Source organism: Pseudomonas benzopyrenica (assembly GCF_036884265.1).
In the GTDB taxonomy this organism is placed as follows: Bacteria; Pseudomonadota; Gammaproteobacteria; order Pseudomonadales; family Pseudomonadaceae; genus Chryseomonas; species Chryseomonas benzopyrenica.
In genome coordinates this window covers 1,330,981-1,353,190 of sequence record NZ_CP145723.1, presented here as the reverse complement: position 1 = coordinate 1,353,190, position 22,210 = coordinate 1,330,981, and the positions used below count along the sequence as shown (strand labels likewise).

Annotated in this window: 19 protein-coding genes; 5 read left to right on the top strand and 14 right to left on the bottom strand. The window is 64.6% G+C overall.

All coding sequences use genetic code 11. The features are described 5' to 3' along the window. Positions 1–64 precede the first annotated feature (64 nt). From rseP to rpsB, 8 genes are all read right to left on the bottom strand, one after another. Positions 65–1,417, bottom strand: a complete 1,353-nt coding sequence (gene rseP, locus V6W80_RS06215) for an RIP metalloprotease RseP (protein ID WP_064306763.1) — start codon at positions 1,415–1,417, stop codon at positions 65–67. A gap of 66 nt (positions 1,418–1,483) precedes the next feature. Beyond that, positions 1,484–2,665 (bottom strand): 1-deoxy-D-xylulose-5-phosphate reductoisomerase, encoded by a 1,182-nt coding sequence (ispC, locus tag V6W80_RS06210; protein ID WP_037062975.1) that lies wholly within the window; start codon positions 2,663–2,665, stop codon positions 1,484–1,486. Next, positions 2,662–3,477 (bottom strand): phosphatidate cytidylyltransferase, encoded by an 816-nt coding sequence (locus V6W80_RS06205; RefSeq protein WP_338546219.1) that lies wholly within the window; start codon positions 3,475–3,477, stop codon positions 2,662–2,664. The genes ispC and V6W80_RS06205 overlap by 4 nt, the downstream gene beginning before the upstream one ends. Then, a complete protein-coding gene (gene uppS, locus V6W80_RS06200; protein WP_017639053.1) occupies positions 3,477–4,226 on the bottom strand; it encodes a polyprenyl diphosphate synthase in 750 nt (249 codons plus the stop codon). The genes V6W80_RS06205 and uppS overlap by 1 nt, the downstream gene beginning before the upstream one ends. Positions 4,227–4,244: 18 nt before the next feature. Next, positions 4,245–4,802, bottom strand: coding sequence for a ribosome recycling factor (gene frr, locus V6W80_RS06195; protein WP_007159491.1), 558 nt, complete (start codon positions 4,800–4,802; stop codon positions 4,245–4,247). After that, a complete protein-coding gene (pyrH, locus tag V6W80_RS06190) occupies positions 4,799–5,542 on the bottom strand; it encodes a UMP kinase (RefSeq protein WP_017639054.1) in 744 nt (247 codons plus the stop codon). The genes frr and pyrH overlap by 4 nt, the downstream gene beginning before the upstream one ends. A gap of 192 nt (positions 5,543–5,734) precedes the next feature. Continuing rightward, the gene (gene tsf, locus V6W80_RS06185) at positions 5,735–6,604 is read right to left on the bottom strand and encodes a translation elongation factor Ts (protein ID WP_017639055.1); all 870 of its coding nucleotides are present in this window, start codon (positions 6,602–6,604) and stop codon (positions 5,735–5,737) included. 131 nt (positions 6,605–6,735) lie between these two features. Then, positions 6,736–7,473, bottom strand: coding sequence for a 30S ribosomal protein S2 (gene rpsB, locus V6W80_RS06180; protein WP_017639056.1), 738 nt, complete (start codon positions 7,471–7,473; stop codon positions 6,736–6,738). 287 nt (positions 7,474–7,760) lie between these two features. Between rpsB and map the strand changes: the two genes are divergently transcribed. The 3 genes from map to dapC are packed head-to-tail and all read left to right on the top strand — an operon-like array spanning position 7,761 to position 12,486. Next, positions 7,761–8,543, top strand: coding sequence for a type I methionyl aminopeptidase (gene map, locus V6W80_RS06175; RefSeq protein WP_017639057.1), 783 nt, complete (start codon positions 7,761–7,763; stop codon positions 8,541–8,543). Positions 8,544–8,553: 10 nt separating this feature from the next. Beyond that, positions 8,554–11,253, top strand: a complete 2,700-nt coding sequence (locus tag V6W80_RS06170) for a [protein-PII] uridylyltransferase (protein ID WP_338546213.1) — start codon at positions 8,554–8,556, stop codon at positions 11,251–11,253. A gap of 39 nt (positions 11,254–11,292) precedes the next feature. Then, the gene (gene dapC / locus V6W80_RS06165; protein WP_184291493.1) at positions 11,293–12,486 is read left to right on the top strand and encodes a succinyldiaminopimelate transaminase; all 1,194 of its coding nucleotides are present in this window, start codon (positions 11,293–11,295) and stop codon (positions 12,484–12,486) included. On the opposite strand, the gene V6W80_RS06160 is transcribed toward dapC, so the two are convergent. Further along, positions 12,483–14,117, bottom strand: coding sequence for a Na+/H+ antiporter (locus V6W80_RS06160; RefSeq protein ID WP_338546212.1), 1,635 nt, complete (start codon positions 14,115–14,117; stop codon positions 12,483–12,485). The genes dapC and V6W80_RS06160 overlap by 4 nt on opposite strands. 211 nt (positions 14,118–14,328) lie before the next feature. On the opposite strand from V6W80_RS06160, the gene V6W80_RS06155 reads away from it, so the two are divergent. Continuing rightward, positions 14,329–14,643 (top strand): hypothetical protein, encoded by a 315-nt coding sequence (locus V6W80_RS06155; RefSeq protein ID WP_007159499.1) that lies wholly within the window; start codon positions 14,329–14,331, stop codon positions 14,641–14,643. A gap of 51 nt (positions 14,644–14,694) precedes the next feature. Here the strand turns inward: V6W80_RS06155 and cysN are convergent, their stop codons facing one another. The 3 genes from cysN to V6W80_RS06140 form a co-directional block, all read right to left on the bottom strand. Beyond that, positions 14,695–16,593 (bottom strand): sulfate adenylyltransferase subunit CysN, encoded by a 1,899-nt coding sequence (gene cysN / locus V6W80_RS06150; RefSeq protein WP_093250291.1) that lies wholly within the window; start codon positions 16,591–16,593, stop codon positions 14,695–14,697. A 1-nt stretch (position 16,594) separates the two neighbouring features. Then, positions 16,595–17,512: a sulfate adenylyltransferase subunit CysD gene (gene cysD / locus V6W80_RS06145; protein WP_007159501.1), complete on the bottom strand. Its 918-nt coding sequence runs from the start codon at positions 17,510–17,512 to the stop codon at positions 16,595–16,597. 165 nt (positions 17,513–17,677) lie between these two features. Beyond that, a complete protein-coding gene (locus tag V6W80_RS06140; protein ID WP_430707803.1) occupies positions 17,678–18,409 on the bottom strand; it encodes a Nif3-like dinuclear metal center hexameric protein in 732 nt (243 codons plus the stop codon). 141 nt (positions 18,410–18,550) lie between these two features. On the opposite strand from V6W80_RS06140, the gene V6W80_RS06135 reads away from it, so the two are divergent. After that, positions 18,551–19,669 (top strand): S1C family serine protease, encoded by a 1,119-nt coding sequence (locus V6W80_RS06135; protein ID WP_338546209.1) that lies wholly within the window; start codon positions 18,551–18,553, stop codon positions 19,667–19,669. A 13-nt stretch (positions 19,670–19,682) separates the two neighbouring features. Here V6W80_RS06135 and hisC read toward each other — a convergent pair whose 3' ends face one another. After that, a complete protein-coding gene (gene hisC, locus V6W80_RS06130) occupies positions 19,683–20,738 on the bottom strand; it encodes a histidinol-phosphate transaminase (protein ID WP_338546208.1) in 1,056 nt (351 codons plus the stop codon). After that, positions 20,735–22,054: a histidinol dehydrogenase gene (gene hisD, locus V6W80_RS06125; protein WP_338546207.1), complete on the bottom strand. Its 1,320-nt coding sequence runs from the start codon at positions 22,052–22,054 to the stop codon at positions 20,735–20,737. Before hisD ends, hisC begins: the two co-directional genes overlap by 4 nt. Between the last annotated feature and the right edge of the window lie 156 nt (positions 22,055–22,210).

Sequence of the window (22,210 nt, the reverse complement as noted above, 5' to 3'; positions counted from 1 at the left end):
TTATTCCAACTGGCAAATAAAGAATCTGCCGCACGGGGCGGCAGATTCGGCAATCAGCAGAGTGTCAGAGGCGACCGAGGTCATTGACCAAGGCCAGCAGCATCACACCCACGACGAGGCTAATACCGATCTGCATGCCCCATGTCTGTACACGCTCGGACAAGGGCCGCCCGCGAATCCACTCGACGAAGTAGAACACCAGGTGACCACCGTCGAGCACAGGGATAGGCAACAGATTCAGAACCCCCAGGCTAATGCTCAGGTACGCCAGAAAATTGAGGAAGTCCCCCAGGCCTGACTGAGCGGAAGCGCCCGCCACTTTAGCAATGGTTATCGGCCCGCTCAAGTTTTTTACCGACAGCTCTCCCAAGAGCATCTTCTTCAGGGAAACCAGCGTCAGCACGCTCATCTGCCAGGTCCGACCGATCCCCTCCCCCACGGCGGCGACGGGTCCATAGCTGATTTCGCGAACCATTTCCGCCGGCCACTTGACCGGTGCCACACCGGCGCCGAGGTAGCCGGCGTCGGTGGAATCGACCCGCCGCGCGCCCAAACGTAGGGACAGATCCCGCCGCTGACCCTCGCGTTCATAGGTGACCTTGACCTGCTGATCGGGATGCGCCCGCACCCAGTCCACCGCCTGCTGCCAATCGCTGATCGCCGTATCGTTCAAGGCGATCAGGCGATCTCCCGTCTGCAGGCCGGCCGCTTTCGCCGGACCGGCCGGATCCAGCTCGGCGAAGACCGCCGGAATCTGTGGCCGCCAGGGTTTCAGGCCCAGGGCCTGGATCGGATCGGGATCTTCCGCACCGCGCAGCCAGGCGTCGAGCTGGATGACCGTGCGCTGCTCGGCGGTGGTGCCCGGCACCCGGTAACTCAGGCGCAGCGGACCACTTTCACCCAGACGATCGACCAGGCGCAGATTGACTGCCGACCAGCTGTCCACAGCGGCGTCATCCACCGCGGTCAGCTCAGCGCCGACGGGAATGCCTGCGGTGGCAGCCAGCGTATCGGGCGTGATGCCACCCACGACCGGCCGCGGCTGCTGGGAACCCAGCATGGCCAGCACCCAGAAGAACAGGATGGCGAGCAGGAAGTTGGCGATCGGACCGGCGGCGACGATGGCGATGCGCTGGCGTACCGTCTTGCGGTTGAAGGCGGCATGCTGATCTTCAGGGGCCACCGGCGCTTCGCGCTCGTCCAGCATCTTTACGTAGCCGCCCAGTGGGATCGCGGCCACCACGAATTCGGTGCCGTGGCGATCGTGCCAGCGCAGCAGCGGCTTGCCAAAACCGACGGAAAAGCGCAGGACCTTGACGCCGCACCGGCGCGCCGTCCAGAAATGGCCATACTCGTGAATGGTCACCAGGACGCCCAGGGCGATCAGGGTTCCCAGTATCGTATAAAGGATGGACATTGGCTGCCTCCGCTACCTCAGTGTGCCGATTCTGCGGACTCGCAGGTCAGGTGTCGAGGCGCGGGATCAGCGTCTCGCCAACCACTCCCGAGCCAGCTGCCGAGCGGTATTGTCGGCTGCGAAAACCGCGTCCAGATCGGCGGCCGGACCGGGCTCGACACCCTTGAGCACCGACTCGATCAGTTGCGGGATCTCGGTAAAACCCAGTTGACCCGCGAGAAAGGCCTCGACGGCGACTTCGTTGGCGGCATTGAGCGTCGCCGGCATGCAACCACCCGCCTGAGCGGCTTCCCGGGCCAGACGCAGGCAAGGAAAACGCGCTTCGTCAGGGCGCTCGAACTCGAGCCGGCCGATTTCGAACAGATCCAGCGCCGTGACCCCGGAGTCGATTCGCTCGGGCCAGGCCAGGGCATGGGCAATGGGGGTGCGCATATCGGGATTGCCCAACTGGGCCAGCACCGAACCGTCCACATAGTCGACCAGCGAATGAATTACGCTCTGGGGATGGATGACCACCTCGACCTGCTCAGGTGTCGCCTCGAACAGCCAGCACGCCTCGATCAACTCCAACCCCTTGTTCATCAGGGTCGCGGAGTCCACCGAAATCTTGCGGCCCATGGACCACTTGGGATGGGCACAGGCCTGGTCCGGCGTCACCTCGACCAGCTGCTCGGCCGGTGTCTCGCGGAACGGACCACCCGAGGCGGTGAGCAGGATGCGTCGTACGCCCTTGCGCGCCAGGCCGGGTGTCGCCGGATCGGCCAGGCACTGGAAGATGGCGTTGTGCTCGCTGTCGATGGGCAGCAGGGTCGCGCCACTGGCCTGCACCGCCTCAATGAAGAGCGCGCCGCTCATGACCAGGGCTTCCTTGTTGGCCAGCAGCACACGCTTGCCAGCCTTGACCGCCGCCAGCGTCGGCTTCAGCCCGGCCGCGCCAACGATGGCCGCCATGACGGTGTCGACCTGGGGATGAGCGGCGATGGCCTCCAGGCCACCCTCGCCCACCAGAATCTCGGGGAGCATTTCAGCCCCTCGCAGCAGGCCGGCCAAGCAGTCGGCGGACGCCTGATCCGGCACGGCCGCATAGACCGGCTGGAAACGTCGGCAGAGATCAGCCAGCTCGTTCAGGCGACGATGCCCGCTCAAGGCAAAGATCCGATAACGCTCAGGGTGCCGCGCTACTACATCCAGGGTGCTGGCACCGATGGAGCCGGTAGCACCCAGCACGCAAAGCCGTTGGAGACTCACTGGACACCCCAGCCGGCCCACCAGAGCAGCAGCGCGAACAGCGGCACGGCGGCCGTGAGGCTGTCGATGCGATCCAGTACGCCGCCGTGACCGGGCAGCAGTTGACTGCTGTCCTTGAGCCCGGCCTGACGCTTGAACATGCTTTCGGTGAGATCACCCACCACGGAAATCAGCACCACGCAGGCCGCGCCGATGAGCGCCTGCAAGAGGTCGCCCAGACCCCAGCCACGGACCAGGCCGAGCACCAGGGTCGCCACCAGCGCCGCGGCCAGGCCGCCATAGAGGCCTTCCCAGCTCTTGCCCGGACTCACCGCCGGCGCCAGCTTGCGCTTGCCAAAGGCCCGCCCGGAGAAATAGGCGAAGATGTCGGCCAGCCACACCAGCATCATCACTTCGAGAATCAGTAGATTGCCACCCGGTGCTGCCTTGAGCAGCATCAGCCCCTGCCAGGCCGGAACCAGCACCACCAGCCCGATCAGCAGGCGTCGCCAGGAGGCCTGCCAGGCACGAGCGCTATCGGGATAGGTGAGCACCAGCACGGTCGCATAGAGCCACCAGGCCAGGCTGATGAACAGCAGTCCGTGAGCCCCCGCCGGCAACCACCAGCAGAGCAGCAGCGCCAGCGCCACGACGGCAGCATAGGCACAACGCAGCGGCTGGGTTTCCAGACCCGCCAAGCGTGCCCACTCCCAGGCACCCAGGACCACGACCGCACCAATGAACAAGGCGAAGGCCGCCCCTTCCAGCCAGAAAAATCCGGCCAGGGCGATGGGCAGGAGCACCATCGCCGTGATAACTCGCTGCTTCAGCATTAGGCGCGTAGCTCCGCTTCCACCTGTTCGCAGGTCCGGCCGAACCGCCGTTGGCGGGTGGCGAAGTCGGCCAGCGCGGCGTGCATGGCCTCGTGCTTGAAGTCCGGCCAGAACAGGTCGGAAAAATACAGCTCGGCATAGGCGATCTGCCAGAGCAGGAAGTTGCTGACCCGCCGCTCGCCACCTGTGCGGATGCACAGGTCGGGCAACGGCAGGTCAGCGGTCGCCAGGCAGCCCTGCAGCAGCTCCGGCGTGATGTCACCCGGCTGCAGCGACCCCTGCTGGACCTGCGTCGCCAGCTGCTGGGCGGCCTGGGTGATATCCCATTGCCCCCCGTAGTTGGCGGCGATCTGCAGCACGAACCGGGTGTGATGGGCAGTGAGTGCCTCGACTTCCGCCATGGCCGCCTGCAGTTCCGGATGGAACAGCGAGCGATCGCCGATGATGCGCAGCCGGATGCCATTCTGATGCAGCTTCTTGGCTTCCCGCCGCAAGGCGGACAGGAAGAGCTCCATCAGGGCGCCGACCTCGTCGGCCGGACGCCGCCAGTTCTCGCTGGAAAAGGCGAACAGCGTCAGCACCTCGACGCCCGCATCGCCGCACACCTCGATGACCGCGCGCACGGCGTCCACTCCGGCCTTGTGACCGGCGACGCCCGGCAGCAACCGACGGCGCGCCCAGCGATTGTTCCCATCCATGATGATCGCCACGTGACGTGGCACCACCTTGCCTGGCTTGCTCATGCCCATGTTACGTCCCAACCGTTGTCAAACAGCCATTAAGTCGGCTTCCTTGGCCTCCAGAGCCTTGTCCACCTCGGCGACGAATTTATCAGTCAGCTTCTGGACTTCATCCTGAGCGCGACGATCCTCGTCTTCACTGATTTCCTTTTCCTTGAGCAGATCCTTAAGCTGAGCCAGGGCATCGCGGCGGATGTTACGCACGGAAACCCGCGCCTGCTCGGCCTCGGCACGCGCCTGCTTGGTGAAGCCCTTGCGGGTCTCTTCGGTCAGGGCCGGCATCGGCACGCGAATGGTGGTGCCGGCGGTGGCCGGATTGAGGCCCAGGTCGGAGGTCATGATGGCCTTCTCGACCGCCTGGATCATGCTCTTGTCGAACACGCTCAAGGCCAGGGTCCGCGAATCCTCGACGGTGACGTTGGCCACCTGGCGCAGCGGGGTGTCGCTGCCGTAGTAGGACACCATGACGCTATCCAGGATGCTTGGATGAGCGCGTCCGGTACGGATCTTGGCAAAGGCGTGGCCCAGGGCTTCCAGGGTCTTGGTCATGCGCGTCTGCGCATCCTTCTTGATCTCGTTGATCATGCTGCTCCCTCCTCGATCAGGGTGCCCTCACCACCGCCCACCACGATGTTGAGCAGGGCGCCGGGCTTGTTCATGTTGAAAACCCGCAGGGGCATGTTGTGGTCACGGCAGAGACAGATGGCCGTGAGGTCCATGACACCCAGCTTGCGGTCGAGCACTTCGTCGTAGGTCAGGCGCTCGAATTTTTCGGCATTGGGATCCTTGAAAGGATCTGCCGTGTATACACCATCCACCTTGGTGGCCTTGAGCACCAGATCGGCTTCGACCTCGATGGCGCGCAGGCAGGCGGCGGAATCGGTGGTAAAGAACGGATTGCCGGTCCCGGCGGAGAAGATGACGACTTCGCCATCCTTCAACTGACGCAGGGCCTTGCGGCGATCGTACTGGTCGGTCACGCCGACCATGGAGATGGCGGACATCACCGTGGCGGGAATATTGGAGCGTTCCAGGGCGTCACGCATGGCCAGGGCGTTCATCACGGTAGCCAGCATGCCCATGTGGTCGCCGGTCACCCGGTCCATACCCACGGCGGACAGCGCCGCACCGCGGAACAGGTTGCCACCGCCGATCACCAGACCGACCTGGACACCGATGCCTACCAGTTGGCCGATCTCCAGCGACATGCGATCCAGCACCTTCGGATCGATCCCGAAGTCTTCACTTCCCATCAGGGCTTCGCCACTGAGCTTCAGCAGAATACGCTTGTAACGGGGTTGGCGACCACTCATCTGCTGTGCCATTCACTCTCTCCTGTGGCGATGAACATGTGCGGGGGATTTTGATCCAGCGATAGGAAAGCGCAACTGCAGTTGCGTTCACTCCCATCGGCAAAAAACTCCTTGGAAGACGAGAAATCAGACCTGCCTTCCAATTTGACAAAGAGGCCGCGCGCTCGAAGCGGGCGGCCTCCTGGGCAACGGCGGATGTCGGGCTTACTGCTTGCTGGCAGCCAGCTGGGCAGCGACTTCGGCAGCGAAGTCGACTTCAGCCTTCTCGATGCCTTCGCCTACTTCGTAACGTACGAAGGAAACGATTTCGGCGCCGGCTTTCTTGGCCAGTTCACCGACCTTGACTTCCGGATCCTTGATGAAGGGCTGCTCAACCAGGCTGGCTTCGGCCAGGAACTTGTTGATACGACCCTTGACCATGTTCTCCACGATGTTTTCCGGCTTGCCGGCGATCTTGTCGGCATTCAGCGCCAGGAAGATTTCCTTTTCCTTGGCGACAGCTTCTTCGGAAACCTGGGACGGATTCAGGAACTGAGGATTGCTCGCCGCGACGTGCATGGCGATTTCCTTGGCCAACTCGGCGCTGCCACCCTGCAGGGTAACGACCACACCGATGCGGTGACCGTGGAGGTAGGCGCCAACGACATCGCCTTCGACGCGGGTCAGGCGACGGATGTTGACGTTCTCGCCGCACTTGGCGACCAGGGCCTCACGGGCACTTTCCTGAGCGGCGATCAGCGGAGCGGCATCGCTCATCTTCTCGGCGAAGGCCTTGTCCAGGCTGGCGGCGACGAAGCCCTTGAAGTCGTCCTGCAGAGCCAGGAAATCGGTCTGGGAGTTGACTTCGATGATGACGGCAGCCTTGTGGTCGTCAGCGACCTTGACCGCGATGGAGCCTTCGGCAGCCACGTTACCGGCTTTCTTGGCGGCCTTGATGGCGCCAGCGGCACGCATGTCGTCGATGGCCTTCTCGATGTCGCCACCGGCAGCGGCCAGGGCCTTCTTGCAATCCATCATGCCTTGGCCGGTGCGCTCGCGCAGTTCTTTGACCAGGGCTGCAGTGATTTCTGCCATGTTTGAAATCCTCTTGAATCGGTTTCGAGGTCACTCCGCACGGAGACGGAGCCAATGAAACGCCAGTAGGCAAAAAGGGGGCTAGGCCCCCTTCTCGCACGTCGAACCACTCGACCCTAGGGTCGACCTGCTCAGCCCTCGACGGCTTCGGCAGCGGTTTCTTCGACGAATTGCTCGTTGGCACCGCCGTTGCTGCCGCCACGGATCACGGCATCGGCAACGCTGCTCAGGTACAGAGTAACGGCGCGGAAGGCGTCATCGTTGCCGGGGATGATGTAGTCAACACCTTCCGGGCTGCTGTTGGTATCGACGACGCCGATGACCGGGATGCCCAGCTTGTTGGCTTCGGTGATGGCGATGCGCTCGTGGTCAACGTCGATCACGAACAGGGCATCCGGCAGACCGCCCATGTCCTTGATACCACCCAGGCTGCGCTCGAGCTTTTCGAGGTCGCGGGTACGCATCAGGGCTTCTTTCTTGGTCAGCTTGTCGAAAGTACCATCCTGGGATTGGACTTCCAGATCGCGCAGACGCTTGATCGAGGCACGGATGGTCTTGTAGTTGGTCAGCATGCCGCCCAACCAGCGATGATCAACGAAGGGCTGACCGCAACGCGCGGCTTCTTCGCGAACGATCTTGCCGGCAGCGCGCTTGGTGCCGACGAACAGGATCTTGTTCTTGCCGGACGCCAGGCGCTCAACGAAGGTCAGGGCCTCGTTGAACATCGGCAGGGTCTTTTCGAGGTTGATGATGTGGATCTTGTTACGCGCGCCGAAGATGTACTTGCCCATCTTCGGGTTCCAGTAACGGGTTTGGTGGCCGAAATGCACGCCGGCTTTCAGCATGTCACGCATGGAGACTTGAGACATTTAGATGTTCCTCGTAGTCGGGTTGGGCCTCCACGCATCCCAATGACCAACTTCCCATCGGGAAGCACCCAGGTCATCGTGTCGATGCGTGTGTGGGGTTAGGAGCGCTAAAGGGCATAGCCCCGAAAAAGCGCGCGACTTTATATCACGCCTTGCCGGATACCACCAGCGGCGATTGCCGCCTAGCGGAGATCCAGGGGTACCGCCGGTAGCCACAGCGCGGGCGACGGCTCTGATAGAATAGCGGATCGAAAGCTAACGCCCGGCGTGATACCTAGAGATTTCCGATGACCGTCATCCTCAAGACCCCTGAAGACATCGCCAAGATGCGCATCGCCGGCCAACTGGCCGCCGAGGTGCTCGAAATGCTGGACGAGCACGTGCGTCCCGGCATCACCACCGAAGAACTGGATCGACTGGCCCATGACTACATCGTCAACGTGCAGCAGGCCATCCCCGCCCCGCTGAACTACAAGGGCTATCCCAAATCCATCTGCACCTCGCTCAACCACGTGGTCTGCCACGGCATTCCCAATGACAAGCCGCTCAAGAGCGGCGACATCATGAACGTGGACATCACCGTGATCAAAGACGGCTACCACGGCGACACCAGCAAGATGTATCTGGTGGGCGACGTACCCGAGTGGGCGGACCGCCTCTGTCAGATCACCCAGGAATGCCTCTACAAGGGTATCGAGCTGGTCCGCCCGGGCGCGCGCCTGGGCGATATCGGCGAAGTCATCCAGAAGCATGCGGAGAAGAACGGCTTCTCGGTGGTGCGCGAATACTGCGGCCACGGCATCGGCAAGGGCTTCCACGAAGAGCCGCAGGTGGTGCATTACGGCCGTGCCGGTACCGGCCTCGAGCTGCAGGCCGGGATGATCTTCACCATCGAGCCGATGATCAACCAGGGCCGCTACGAGACCCGCCTGCTGGGCGACGGCTGGACCGCCATCACCAAGGACCGCAAGCTGTCCGCGCAGTGGGAACACACGGTGCTGGTCACCGAACAGGGTTACGAGATCCTGACCCTGAGAAAGGACGAAACCTTTCCCCGCGTTTCTGCGTGAGTGAGCGCCCATGCCCCAGGTCGATTCGGAGTTGTTCGACGCCGGCCAGTTCCAGGCTGAGCTTTCGCTGAAAGCCAGCCCCCTCGCGGCCTTCAAGAAATTCATCCGGGCCGCGAACGCTACCCTCGATGCCCGCTTTCTGGCCGGACGCAGCGTGCGCCGGCTGGTCGAGGATCGCGCCTGGTTCATCGACCAGATGCTCATCGCGGCCTGGAATCGCTTCAGTTGGCCGGAGGATGGCATCGCGCTGCTCGCGGTCGGCGGCTATGGTCGCGGCGAGTTGCACCCGCACTCGGACATCGACCTGCTGATCCTGCTGGCCGAAGAGGAGCAGGAGCGTTTCCGCGACTCCATCGAAGGCTTCCTGACCCTGCTGTGGGACGTGGGCCTGGCGGTGGGGCAAAGCGTCAGATCCCTGCGCGAGTGCACCACCGAAGCCCTCGCCGACCTGACGGTCATCACCAACCTGATGGAAAGCCGCACCCTCGCCGGCCCCGAGCACCTGCGCCAGGCGATGCTCGCGGCCACCAGTGTCGAGCACCTCTGGCCAGGGCGCGCCTTCTACCTGGCCAAGCGCGCCGAGCAGAGTGCAAGACACGCCAAGTACAACGACACCGAATACAACCTGGAACCCAACGTCAAGGGTTCGCCCGGGGGGCTGCGCGACATCCAGACGCTGCTGTGGATCGCCCGGCGGCAATTCGGCACCCTCAACCTGCAGGCCCTGGTGGGCCAGGGCTTTCTCACCGAAAGCGAGTGCAGCCTGCTGATCTCGGCGCAGGAGTACCTGTGGAAGGTTCGCTATGCCCTGCACATGCTGGCCGGTCGCCCGGAGGATCGCCTGCTGTTCGACCACCAGCGACGCATCGCCAACCTGCTCGGCTACGAGGACAACGACGCCAAGCTGGCGGTAGAACGCTTCATGCAGAAGTACTACCGGGTGGTGATGGACGTCTCCCAGCTCAGCGACGTGGTCATGCAGCACTTCGAGGAAGTGAATCTGCGCGACGAGCAGGTGCCCGCCGCGGTGACACCGATCAACAACAGATTCCAGATCCGCAACGGCTACCTGGAGGTGGTGCATCCGCAGGTGTTCCTGCGCACGCCCTTCGCCCTGATGGAACTGTTCGTCCTGCTGGCGCAGAACCCGGCGGTCAAGGGCCCCAGCGCCGGCACCATCCGCCTGCTGCGCGACAGCCGTCACCTGATCGACGACGCCTTCCGCCAGGACATTCGCAACACCAGCCTGTTCATCGAACTGCTCAAGAGCGAATCCGGAATCCATCGCAATCTGCGGCGGATGAATCGCTACGGACTGCTGGGGCTCTACCTGCCCGAATTCGGCCAGATCGTCGGCCAGATGCAGCACGACCTCTTCCACATCTATACGGTGGACGCCCACACCCTCAATCTCATCAAACACCTGCGCAAGATGAGCTACGACGTCCTGGCGGAGAAGTATCCGCTGGCGACGCGGGTGATCCACAAGCTGCCCAAGCCGGAGCTGATCTATATCGCCGGTCTCTACCACGACATCGCCAAGGGCCGCGGCGGCGATCACTCGGAGCTGGGCGCGGAAGACGTGGAAGCCTTCGGTCGCCGCCACCAGCTGCCGGAATGGGATACCCGCCTGGTCAGTTGGCTGGTGCGCAACCACCTGGTGATGTCCACCACCGCCCAGCGCAAGGATCTCTCCGATCCCCAGGTGATCCACGACTTCGCCCTGACGGTGGGTGACCACACCCATCTGGACTATCTGTACGTCCTTACCGTGGCCGATATCACCGCGACCAATCCGTCGCTGTGGAATTCCTGGCGTGCCACCCTGCTGCGCCAGCTCTACACCGAGACCAAGCGCGCCCTGCGCCGCGGCCTGGAGAATCCGGTCAATCGCGAGGAGCAGATTCGCAGCACTCAGCAATCGGCCCTCGATACCCTGATGCGCCGCGGCATCGATGCCGATGACGCCGAGCAGCTGTGGTCGCAGCTGGGCGACACCTATTTCCTGCGGCATACGGCGCTGGACGTGGCCTGGCACACCGAGGCCATCCTCGGCCATGGCGATACCGCGGAGCCCCTGGTGCTGATCCGCGAGACCACCCAGCGGGATTCCGAAGGCGGCACCCAGATCTTCATCTATGCCGCGGACCAGCACGACTTCTTCGCGGTGACCGTGGCGGTGATGGACCAGCTCAACCTGAACATTCAGGACGCCCGCATCATCACCTCCAGCAGCCAGTTCACCCTGGACACCTACATCGTGCTGGATACCGATGGCGGCTCGATCGGCAACAATCCCGCGCGCATTGCCCAGATCCGCGGCGGCCTGATCGAGGCGCTCAAGCATCCCGAGGAATACCCGAGCATCATCAACCGCCGCGTGACCCGCCAGCTCAAGCATTTCGCCTTTTCGCCCCAGGTGAACATCTATACCGACACCACGCGTTCGGCGAGTCTGATCGAACTGACGGCGCCGGACCGACCCGGGTTGCTGGCACGGGTGGGTCGCATCTTCCTCGACTTCGACCTGTCCGTGCTCAACGCCAAGATCGCCACCCTCGGCGAGCGCGTGGAAGACGTCTTCTATGTCACCGACGCCGATGGTCGCCCCTTGGCGGATCCCGCTCTGTGCAGCGCCCTGCAGCAAGCCCTGATCAAGCAACTGGGCGAGTCGGACAGCCAGACGCCACTCAGCCGCATCAGCATCTAGCGCCTTGATCTAACGCCTCGAACGAAGGACCACCCGACGATGAATCCCACCCTCGACCTGCTGCAGCCCTATCCGTTCGAGAAGCTGCGCGCCCTGCTCGCCGGCGTGACCCCGCCGGCGGCGATCAAGCCGATCCCGCTGTCGATCGGCGAGCCCAAGCATCCGTCACCGGCCTTCGTCGCCGAGGCCCTGACCGCGAACCTGGATCAGTTGGCGGTCTACCCGACCACCCTCGGTATCGTCGAGCTGCGCGAGGCCATCGCCAGCTGGGCCGGCCAGCGCTTCGGCGTACCGGCGGACTGGCTGGATCCGGCACGCCACGTGCTGCCGGTGACCGGCACCCGCGAAGCCCTGTTCTCCTTTACCCAGGCGGTGGTGGATCGCAGCAAGCGTGGCCTGGTGCTGAGTCCCAACCCCTTCTATCAGATCTACGAAGGCGCGGCCCTGCTGGCCGGCGCCGAGCCGCATTACCTGCCCTGCCTGGCGGACAAGGGTTTCAATCCCGATTTCGACAGCGTGCCGGACGAGATCTGGCAGCGCTGCCAGCTGCTGTTCCTCTGCTCGCCCGGCAACCCGACCGGTGCCCTGCTGCCTGTGGCAACGCTGAAAAAGCTCATCGCCCTGGCCGATCGCCACGACTTCGTGATCGCCGCCGACGAGTGCTACAGCGAACTCTATTTCGACGAAGCCAGCCCGCCACCCGGCCTGCTGACCGCCTGCGCCGAACTGGGTCGCAGCGACTTCGCCCGCTGCGTGGTCTTTCACAGCTTGTCCAAGCGTTCCAACCTGCCGGGCATGAGATCGGGTTTCGTCGCGGGCGATGCCGCCATTCTCAAGCGCTTCCTGCTCTATCGCACCTACCATGGCTGCGCCATGCCGGTGCAGGTGCAGAAGGCCAGTGCGGTAGCCTGGCGCGACGAGGCCCATGTCCGCGAGAACCGCGAACTCTATCGGCAGAAGTTCGCCGCCGTGCTGGATATCCTGCAGGGCAGCCTGGAGGTGTCACTGCCGGACGGCGGCTTCTATCTCTGGGCCAAGACCCCGGGCGATGACGAAGCCTTCGCCCGTGACCTCTTCGCCCACGAACACGTGACCGTGGTGCCGGGCTCCTATCTGTCGCGAGAGGTCGCGGGCGTCAACCCGGGTGCCGGAAGGATCCGCATGGCGCTGGTCGCACCCCTGGCCGAATGCGTGGAAGCGGCAGAGCGCATCCGCCGCTTCTGCCAGGGCTAGCGATTGCCCTGATCGCGCATCAGCGCGGTCTCCTGGATGTCCAGTTCGCGCAGGAATTCGCTGACCACCAGGTCGTCGATCACCCCGGCGATCCGCAACCGATAGAGTTCGCGGCGCTGGGCGCGGATGGCGAGCAGGCGCAGCTCGCCGTCCAGGCTATCCCGCAGGCGCGCCAGGGAACGGGCGTCCTCGCTGTCATCGGCGGAACTCAGCTCGTCGCGGAATTCGGCGATGATGCCAGCCCTGATCTCCGCCTGCAGCGCCGCCCGCGCCGGCTCGTCGGTGTCGCTCGACTCCACGTCTTCCAGGGCCACGATGGCGGCCCGAGCGGCATTGATCCGCACCTCGCAGCGCTCCCGCTCCAGCAGGTCGTTGGATTGCTCCGGCAGCCGCGCCAGCAGTAGCGGTATGCCGATGCTCGCCACCACCAGCGACAGCAGGATCACCCCGGCGGCGATGAACACCAGGACGTCACGCAGGGGAAAGGGCGTGCCATCCGAGAGCAGCAGCGGCAGCGACAGCACACCGGCCAGGGTCACGGCACCGCGTACCCCGCTGAGGGAAGCGATGGCGGCGATCAGCCGAGGATCTCCAGCGATGGTGATAGGGCCGCTGCCGGGCTGGGTCAGGTGCCAATAGCCCAGGATGACACCGAAGCGAATGGCCATGATCACCCCGTAGGCACCCAGCACATAGAGCGTCAGCCAGCCCGCGGCCGGCCAAAGCGCCTGGGACGCCGGCAGCGCCGCCGCCAGAATATCGGGAAGTTGCAAACCCAGGATCAGGAACACCAGGCCGTTGAAGGCGAATTCCACCAGCCCCCAGACACTGTGATTGAGCAGGCGGGTGGCGGTCTGCCGGGGCAGCATGTCGACCCGGCTCTGCATCATGCCGGCGGCCACGGCGGACAGGATGCCCGAGACCCCCAGTCGCTCCGCCAGCACATAGGCGGCGAAGGGCAGCAACAGCATGAAGACGACATGGGGCGCAGCATCGCTCCAACCGCGCTTCACCACCATCCAGGCGCGCGCGCGACCCACCAGCCAGCTCAGCACCCCGCCGACCAGTACGCCGCCCACCGCGACGATGACGAATTCCAGGCTGGCCTGGCTCAACGAGAAGGCACCGGTCAGGGCCGCCGCCACGGCGAACTTGAAGGTCACCAGACCCGAGGCGTCGTTGAGCAGGGCCTCACCCTGGATCACGTGCAGCAAGGCGCTGGGCAGCCGGCCGCGGACGATGCTGGACACCGCCACGGCATCGGTGGGCGACAGCACCGCCGCCAGGGCGAAGGCCACCGCCCAGGGCAGGTGCAGCATCCAGTGCAGGAACCAGCCGGCGCCCAGCACCGTGAGGAATACCAGGCCGAAAGCCAGCACGAAGATCGGCCGGCGCAGCCGCCAGAATTCCCGCTTGGGCATGCGCCAGCCATCGGAGAACAGCAACGCCGGGATGAACAGCAGCAGAAAGAGTTCGGGGTCCAGGGCGACATGCAGCCCCAGCGTGGGCCAGGCGAGCAAGGCACCGACCACCACCTGGATCAGGGGTAGCGGGATAGGGATGAGATGGGCGCTGAGTCGGGTGGCACCCACCATCAGCAAGAGGATCAGAGCGGTATAGAGAATCTGCACGGTGGTCTCGTGGTCAGGGCACCGGTCGCGGTACCAGATACAGGAGATGCGTCCCGCGGGAGTGGGGACACGTCGACCTCGCGTTGTTGGGACTGATGTCCCCGGATTTGGTTTTACCCAAACTTTACCCGAGTCCATCTAGGCGACTCGCCGCCGTTGCGGTCTGATAGACATACCCGGTTTCATTTCCCCGGGTCGCAGGAGAATGATCATGCTACGTCGCATCACTCAAGTCGTGGTGCTTGCCGGCTGCCTCGCCATCGCCGGTCAGGCGTCCGCCCACGGTCGTGGGCCCGGTCCGGCCTTTCTCGGTGCCGTGGTAGGCGCCGTGGTCGGCGGAGCCATCGTCTCCCATTCCTATGCCCGCGAGCCGGTCTATGTCGAAGGGCCACCGCCGCCCCCGCCGCCGCGCGTGGTCTATTACGAACCGGCACCGGTCTATGAATATCGCGTGGTGGAACCGCGCCCCGTGTACTACGGCCCGCCGCCCGGTGCCTACTACTACGGTCCGCCGCCGCGTTGGTAAAGGCCCATGAAAAAACCCGCCGAGAGGCGGGTTTTTTCATGGCTGCAGGCCTTAGATCACCTGGCGTCGACGGAGCACGTCGAGGATCTGCTGGACCCCCTCCTCCACCGACAGCTGCTCGGTATCGATCACCAGATCGGCGTCTTCCGGCGCATCGTAGGCAAAGGAGATGCCTGGGATGTTGTCGCCACCGGCCGTGTAGAGTCCCTGGGGATCGCGCTCGGCACAGGCCTTGGGCGATGCCTTGACATGCACGGTCAGCAGCCGCTCGGCGCCAATCAGCGCCTGGGCCTGGGCGCGGCCCTCGGCATCGGGCGCGACAAAGGCCGCCAGGGCGATCAGGCCCGCCTCGTTGAACTGCCGGGCCACCTGGGCCGCCCGCAGCCAGTTCTCGCGACGACCCGCGCGATCCTGCGGCAGGCCCTTGTTCAGGTCATGGCGCAGATTCTGACCATCCAGCACGAAGACCGCGCGACCGGCATCGAACAGCCGGCGCTCCAGGGCATAGGCCAGGGTGGTCTTGCCGGCACCGGAAAGGCCGGTGAAGAGCACCGTGGTGGGCTGCTGACCGAAACGCGCTGCCCGCTCGCCGGTGGCGACGTGCAACTGGTGCGCGCCCTGGCCATGACCGGCATTGCCCACCGGCTCGGCGATGATCATGCCGGCACCCACGGTGCCATTGGTCAGGCGATCGATGACGATGAAGGCGCCGGTGGTACGGTTGACGCCATAGCCGTCCAGGGCGATGGCGGAATCCAGGGCCACCTTGACCCGGGCGATCTCGTTGAGCTTGAGCTCGCTGGCGGCGCCGCGTTCCAGGGTGTTGACGTCCACCGTGTGCACGATGCTCGGCAGCGAACCCGGCACATAGCTGGTGGCGCGCTTGATGTCGTACTTCTTGCCCGGGCGCATGGGCTCTTCGGCCATCCACACCAGCATGGCCTCGAAGCTGTCGGTCACCTGAGGACGGTTGTCGGCATGCACCAGGACGTCGCCCCGGGAGATGTCGATCTCGTCTTCCATGGTCAGGGTCACCGCCTGGCCGGGACCGGCCTGCTCCAGCTCACCTTCGTAGGTGACGATGGACTTGACCCGGCTGCCCTTGCCCGACGGCAGGACCACCACGGCATCGCCCTTGGTGACCACGCCCGAGGCAAGGGTCCCGGCGAACCCACGGAAGTTGAGGTTGGGGCGATTGACGTACTGCACCGGGAAGCGCAGGTCATCGAGGTTGCGATCCGCAGCGATCTCAACGGTCTCGAGGATTTCCATCAGCGGCTTGCCGCTGTACCAGGGCGTCTGCTCGCTGCGGTTCACCACGTTGTCGCCCTTGAGCGCCGACATGGGAACGAAGTGGATATCCTTGGCACCCAGCTCGATGCGCTGGGCAAACGCCAGGTAGTCGTCCTTGATGCGTTCGAACACCGCCTGGTCGAAGCCCAGCAGGTCCATCTTGTTGATGGCGACCACGATGTGCTTGATGCCCAGCAGCGAGGCGATGTAGCTGTGCCGACGGGTCTGGGTCTGGATGCCATAGCGGGCATCCACCAGGATGATCGCCAAGTCGCAGGTGGAGGCTCCGGTGGCCATGTTGCGGGTGTACTGCTCATGGCCGGGGGTATCGGCGATGATGAACTTGCGCTTGGCCGTGGAGAAGTAGCGATAGGCCACGTCGATGGTGATGCCCTGCTCGCGTTCGGCCTGCAGGCCGTCCACCAAGAGCGCCAGATCGACCTCTTCGCCGGTGGTCCCCACCTTCTTGGAATCGCGGGTGATGGCTTCCAGGTGATCCTCGTAGATCATCTTGGAGTCGTGCAGCAGGCGCCCGATCAGGGTGCTCTTGCCGTCGTCGACGTTGCCGCAGGTGAGGAAGCGCAGCAGCTCCTTGCGTTCGTGCTGCGCGAGGTAGGCCAGGATGTCCTGGCCGATCAGATCGGATTGGTGCGACATCTTAGAAATACCCCTGACGTTTCTTCTCTTCCATGGATCCGGCGCCATCGTGGTCGATGACCCGGCCCTGGCGTTCGGAGGTGCGGGTGAGCAGCATCTCCTGGATGATGTCCGTCAGCGTCGTCGCCTGGGACTCTACCGCGCCGGTCAGGGGGTAGCAGCCAAGGGTACGGAAGCGCACCTGGCGCTTGTGGATGCGCGCCTTCTCCTCGGGCGAGAGGTGTTCGAGGATTCGGTCGTCGTCGATCATGAGCAGGGTGCCGTTCTTCTCGATCACCTCGCGCTCGGCGGCGAAGTACAGCGGCACGATCGGGATGCCTTCGAGATAGATGTACTGCCAGATGTCCAGCTCGGTCCAGTTGGACAGCGGGAAGACCCGGATCGACTCGCCCTTGTTGGTCTTGCCGTTGTAGATGTTCCACAGCTCGGGGCGCTGGTTCTTGGGATCCCAGCGGTGCTTGCTGTCGCGGAAGGAGTAGACGCGCTCCTTGGCGCGAGACTTCTCCTCGTCACGGCGAGCGCCGCCGAAGGCCGCGTCGAAGCCGTACTTGTCCAGCGCCTGCTTGAGGCCCTGGGTCTTCATGATGTCGGTGTGCTTGGCGCTGCCATGGGTGAAGGGATTGATGCCCTGGGCGACCCCTTCCGGATTCTTGTGCACCAGCAGATCGAGTCCCATGTCGGCGACCATGCGATCGCGGAATTCGTACATGGCCTGGAATTTCCAGCCGGTGTCCACGTGGAGTACCGGGAACGGCAGCTTGCCGGGAAAGAAGGCCTTGCGGGCCAGGTGCAGCATCACGGCCGAATCCTTGCCGATGGAATACAGCATGACCGGATTGTCGAATTCGGCGGCCACTTCACGGATGATGTGGATGCTTTCCGCCTCAAGCTGTTTGAGGTGCGTCTGTTTGTCGAGCATGGCTACTCACGATTGCAGAAAGGTGGCCTAGAAGAGGTCCGTGACGGCGTCCAGTCGACTGGACACCCCGGACAGAGCGGGCCGTGGACGAACCTCAACCTTACCATAGGCAACGGTTATGGCCCGCCAGGCCATCTAGATCCAGAAGTTATATGCTTATGACGCTCAGGCGGGATTGTCGCAGTCGATGAAGAGGTGCTGGATACCCAGCTGCGCGGCCAGATAATCACCCAGCGCCTGCACGCCATAGCGCTCGGTGGCATGGTGGCCGGCGGCGAAGAAACTCACGTCGTTCTCGCGAGCGCTGTGTACCGTCTGCTCGGACACCTCGCCGGTCAGATAGGCATCCACCCCGGCAGCGATGGCCTGGTCGATGTAGCCCTGGGCACCGCCGGTGCACCAGGCCAGGCGCCGGATCGACCGTCCGCCGTCGACCACCAGCGGCTCGCGCTGCAGCACGTCGGCCACTTGCCGACCGAAGTCCGCGGCGGATTGCGCCTGCGCCAACTCGCCCTGCCAGATCAGCCCCTTGCTATCCCCGGGCAGCGGCCGGATATCCTGCAGCCCCAGACGACGCCCCAGCTGGACGTTGTTGCCCACCTCGGGATGGACATCCAGCGGCAGGTGGTAGGCCAGCAGGCTGATGTCGTGGCTCAGCAGCGTCTTGATCCGGCGCTGCTTCATGCCGACGAGGCGGGCATCCTCGCTCTTCCAGAAGTAGCCATGGTGCACCAGGATGGCATCGGCGCCGGCGGCGACGGCGGCGTCCAGCAGCTGCTGGGAAGCGGTGACGCCACTGACCAGCAGGCGCACCTGCTCACGACCCTGGACCTGCAAGCCGTTAGGGCAATAATCCTGGATCCGGGCCGACTCCAGGTAACGGTCGGCGGTCTCCACCAGTTGATCAAGGGACAGGGTCACGGACGGTTTACCTCCTCAGCGGCAACGCCACCGCGTGTCTTCGGGTGGCGTCGCTCCTTATAATGCCCGCCAGCTTATCCGGCACGCCCCGGGCGGACAAATTCAAGGATGTGATCGATGAAGGCTCTGCGTTATCTCGGCTGGCCCGTGCTGTGCGGTCTGCTCGTTGCGGCCCTGATCATGCAACGCTATCCCCAGTGGCTCGGCCTGCCCGCCCAGCCGCCGCTGTTCGAGGCCGCCCAGGCGCCCTCCTCTTCGCGCCAGCAAGGGCCGGTTTCCTACGCCGACGCAGCGAGTCGCGCCGCACCGGCGGTGGTGTCGCTGCGTTCGACCAAGGCCGCCAAGCCCGGCAAGGCCGGCGATACGGCCAACGACCGCAAGAGCCCGGCCAAGCCGGTGGAAGAACTCAGCCTGGGATCGGCGGTGCTGATGAGCCATGACGGCTATCTGTTGACCAACAACCACGTGACCCTCGACGCCGAATCCATCGTGGTGGCCCTCGCCGACGGGCGCCAGACCCTGGCCAAGCTGATCGGCAACGATCCGGCCACGGACCTCGCCGTACTCAAGATCGACCTGCCCAACCTGCCGGCCATCTCGGTGGGCGACTCCACGGCGATCCGCATCGGCGACGTGGTGCTGGCCATCGGCAATCCCTTCGGCGTCGGCCAGACGGTAACCATGGGCATCATCAGCGCCACCGGCCGCAACCAGCTGGGGCTCAATACCTACGAAGACTTCATCCAGACCGATGCGGCGATCAACCTGGGCAACTCCGGCGGCGCGCTGGTGGACGCCAGCGGCAATCTGATCGGCATCAACACCGCCATCCTCTCCGGCGGCTCCCAGGGCATCGGCTTCGCCATCCCGATCAAGCTGGCCATGGAGGTCATGCGCTCGATCATCCAGCATGGCCAGGTCATCCGTGGCTGGCTGGGCGTGGCGGTGGAGGTGATCACCCCGGAACTGGTCAAGACCTATAGCCTCAAGGTCGATCAGGGCATCGTGGTGACGGACATAGATCCCGATGGACCGGCGCACAAGGGCGGTCTGCGCGCCGGCGATGTGCTGGTCAAGCTGGCGGGCCAACCGATCAAGGATGGCCGGCTGGCGATGAACCAGATCGCCCGCAAGCAACCTGGCGACAGCATCCCCATCGAGGTGCGGCGCCAGGACAAGACGGTGCAGGTCAAGGTCACCGTCGGGCTGCGCCCCCTGATGGAAAAGGCGCGCTAGCCGCGGACGTCTCTCAGAGGGTGTCGAGGGCCGCGATCAACGCCTGATTCTGCGCCGGCGTACCGATGGTGATGCGCAGGAAGTCGGCGATGCGTTCGGGGCGGCTGAAGTGACGCACGATGACGCCATGCTCGCGCAAGCCCGCGGCCAGCGCCGCTCCACCCTTCTGTACATGACGGGCGAAGATGAAGTTGGCGGCCGAGGGCAGGACCTCGAAGCCGCGCGCCAGCAACTCGCCCACCAGCACTTCGCGACTCTCGATCACCTGTCGGCAGGTCTCGTCGAAATAGGCGCGATCCTCGAAGGCCGCGGTCGCGCCGGCCAGGGCCAGGCGATCCAGCGGATAGGAGTTGAAGCTGTTCTTGATCCGCTCCAGGGCCTCCATCAGCGGCGCCTGGCCCATGGCCAGGCCAACACGCAAGCCGGCCAGGGAGCGGGACTTGGACAGCGTCTGGGTCACCACCAGGTTGGGATGGCGCTCGATCAGGGCGACTGCCGACTCCGCCCCGAAGTCGACGTAGGCTTCGTCCACCACCACCACCGAGGTCGGATTGCCCACGACGATACGCTCGATGGCGTCCAGCGCCAGGGCGCTGCCAGTCGGCGCATTGGGGTTGGGGAAGATGATGCCGCCATTGGGCCGCAGATAGTCCTCGGGGACGATCTGGAAATCCTCGTCCAGCGCTGGCGTCTCGAAGGCGATGTCGTAGAGGCCACAATAGACCGGATAGAAGCTGTAGCTGATGTCCGGGAACAGCACGGGTCGGCCATGGCCGAACAGGCCCAGGAAGATGTGCGCCAGCACCTCGTCCGAGCCGTTGCCGACAAAGACCTGGTCGCTCTGGATGCCGTAGTAGCGAGCGACGGCATCCTTGAGCGCCTGGCCGTTGGGATCGGGATAGAGACGCAGGTCATCGGTGGCAGCGGCGCGGATGGCGTCCAGCGCCCGCGGTGATGGACCGTAGGGATTCTCGTTGGTGTTGAGCTTGACCAGGTTGGTCAGCTTGGGCTGCTCACCCGGGACATAGGGCACCAGGTTCTTGACGAAGGGACTCCAGAGTTCGCTCATGCCTGCTCCTCCTGAATGCGGTATTCGGCGCTGCGGGCGTGGGCGGTCAGGGACTCGCCACGCGCCAGGACCGAGGCGACCCGGCCTAGCGCGGAAGCGCCGGCGGCCGAGCAGTGGATGATCGAGGAGCGCTTCTGGAAGTCGTACACGCCTAGGGGCGAGGAGAAGCGCGCGGTGCCCGAGGTCGGCAGCACATGGTTGGGACCGGCGCAGTAGTCGCCCAGGGCCTCGGCGGTGTAGCGCCCCATGAAGATGGCGCCGGCATGGCGGATCTCGGGCAGCCACTGCTCGGGCTCGGCGACGGACAGCTCCAGGTGCTCGGGGGCGATGCGGTTGGCCACCTCGATGGCCTGGGCCATGTCGGTGACCTGGATCAGGGCACCCCGCCCTTCCAGCGAGGCACGGATGATGTCGGCGCGCTCCATCTCCGGCAGCAGGCGGGCGATGCTGGCCGCCACGGCGTCGAGGAAGGCGCCGTCCGGACTGACCAGGATGGCCTGGGCGTCTTCGTCGTGCTCGGCTTGGGAGAACAGGTCCATGGCGATCCAGTCGGGATCGGTCTGGCCGTCGCAGACCACCAGGATCTCCGACGGGCCGGCGATCATGTCGATGCCTACCTTGCCGAACACGTGGCGCTTGGCGGTGGCGACATAGATGTTGCCGGGGCCGACGATCTTGTCCACCGGCGGCACGCTTTCGGTGCCATAGGCCAGGGCGGCCACGGCCTGGGCGCCACCGATGGTGAAGACGCGGTCGACCCCAGCCAGGGCCGCGGCGGCCAGCACCAGCTCGTTGACCTCACCGCGCGGCGTGGGCACCACCATGACCACCTCGGGTACGCCGGCGACCTTGGCGGGAATGGCGTTCATCAATACCGAAGAGGGATAGGAGGCCTTGCCACCTGGCACATAGAGACCGGCACGATCCAGCGGGGTGACCTGCTGGCCGAGCACGGTGCCGTCCGCTTCCTGGTACTGCCAGGAATCCTGGCGCTGCTTCTCGTGATAGCTGCGTACGCGCTCGGCAGCGGCTTCCAGCGCGGTGCGCTGCTCCGGCGTGATGCGGGTCAGGGCTTCTTCCAGGCGCGCACGCGGAAGGATGAGATCGCTCATGGCGGTCGCCTCGACGCCATCGAAGCGGCGGGTGTATTCGAGCAGCGCGGCGTCGCCCTGGTGGCGCACGTCGGCGATGATCGCCAAGACCCGCTGGTTGATGTCGGCGTCGGACACCCCTTCCCAGCTCAACAGATGATCCAGATGCTCGGCGAAATCCGGAGCGGCGGCGACGAGTCGGCGGATGGCGAGCGGAGCGGTCATGGCGGATCCTCTTCAGGAGAGCGAAAGGGGCGCCCGAGAGTAACAGCCGGCTCCGTGTGGGCGCCCGACAATTTGGCTATGGCACGGATAGGCGAAGCTGGAGGGGTGGAAGCAGTCCGAGCCGGCATTCAGCCACCGGCCAGGACTTAGAGCCTG

Excerpts from the sequence above, each read along its gene's own strand:
- rseP (WP_064306763.1), bottom strand. The coding sequence starts at position 1,417 with ATGTCCATCCTTTATACGATACTGGGAACCCTGATCGCCCTGGGCGTC.
- V6W80_RS06205 (WP_338546219.1), bottom strand. The coding sequence starts at position 3,477 with ATGCTGAAGCAGCGAGTTATCACGGCGATGGTGCTCCTGCCCATCGCC.
- uppS (WP_017639053.1), bottom strand. The coding sequence starts at position 4,226 with ATGGGCATGAGCAAGCCAGGCAAGGTGGTGCCACGTCACGTGGCGATC.
- frr (WP_007159491.1), bottom strand. The coding sequence starts at position 4,802 with ATGATCAACGAGATCAAGAAGGATGCGCAGACGCGCATGACCAAGACC.
- pyrH (WP_017639054.1), bottom strand. The coding sequence starts at position 5,542 with ATGGCACAGCAGATGAGTGGTCGCCAACCCCGTTACAAGCGTATTCTG.
- tsf (WP_017639055.1), bottom strand. The coding sequence starts at position 6,604 with ATGGCAGAAATCACTGCAGCCCTGGTCAAAGAACTGCGCGAGCGCACC.
- rpsB (WP_017639056.1), bottom strand. The coding sequence starts at position 7,473 with ATGTCTCAAGTCTCCATGCGTGACATGCTGAAAGCCGGCGTGCATTTC.
- map (WP_017639057.1), top strand. The coding sequence starts at position 7,761 with ATGACCGTCATCCTCAAGACCCCTGAAGACATCGCCAAGATGCGCATC.
- V6W80_RS06170 (WP_338546213.1), top strand. The coding sequence starts at position 8,554 with ATGCCCCAGGTCGATTCGGAGTTGTTCGACGCCGGCCAGTTCCAGGCT.
- dapC (WP_184291493.1), top strand. The coding sequence starts at position 11,293 with ATGAATCCCACCCTCGACCTGCTGCAGCCCTATCCGTTCGAGAAGCTG.
- V6W80_RS06155 (WP_007159499.1), top strand. The coding sequence starts at position 14,329 with ATGCTACGTCGCATCACTCAAGTCGTGGTGCTTGCCGGCTGCCTCGCC.
- cysN (WP_093250291.1), bottom strand. The coding sequence starts at position 16,593 with ATGTCGCACCAATCCGATCTGATCGGCCAGGACATCCTGGCCTACCTC.
- cysD (WP_007159501.1), bottom strand. The coding sequence starts at position 17,512 with ATGCTCGACAAACAGACGCACCTCAAACAGCTTGAGGCGGAAAGCATC.
- V6W80_RS06135 (WP_338546209.1), top strand. The coding sequence starts at position 18,551 with ATGAAGGCTCTGCGTTATCTCGGCTGGCCCGTGCTGTGCGGTCTGCTC.
- hisC (WP_338546208.1), bottom strand. The coding sequence starts at position 20,738 with ATGAGCGAACTCTGGAGTCCCTTCGTCAAGAACCTGGTGCCCTATGTC.
- hisD (WP_338546207.1), bottom strand. The coding sequence starts at position 22,054 with ATGACCGCTCCGCTCGCCATCCGCCGACTCGTCGCCGCCGCTCCGGAT.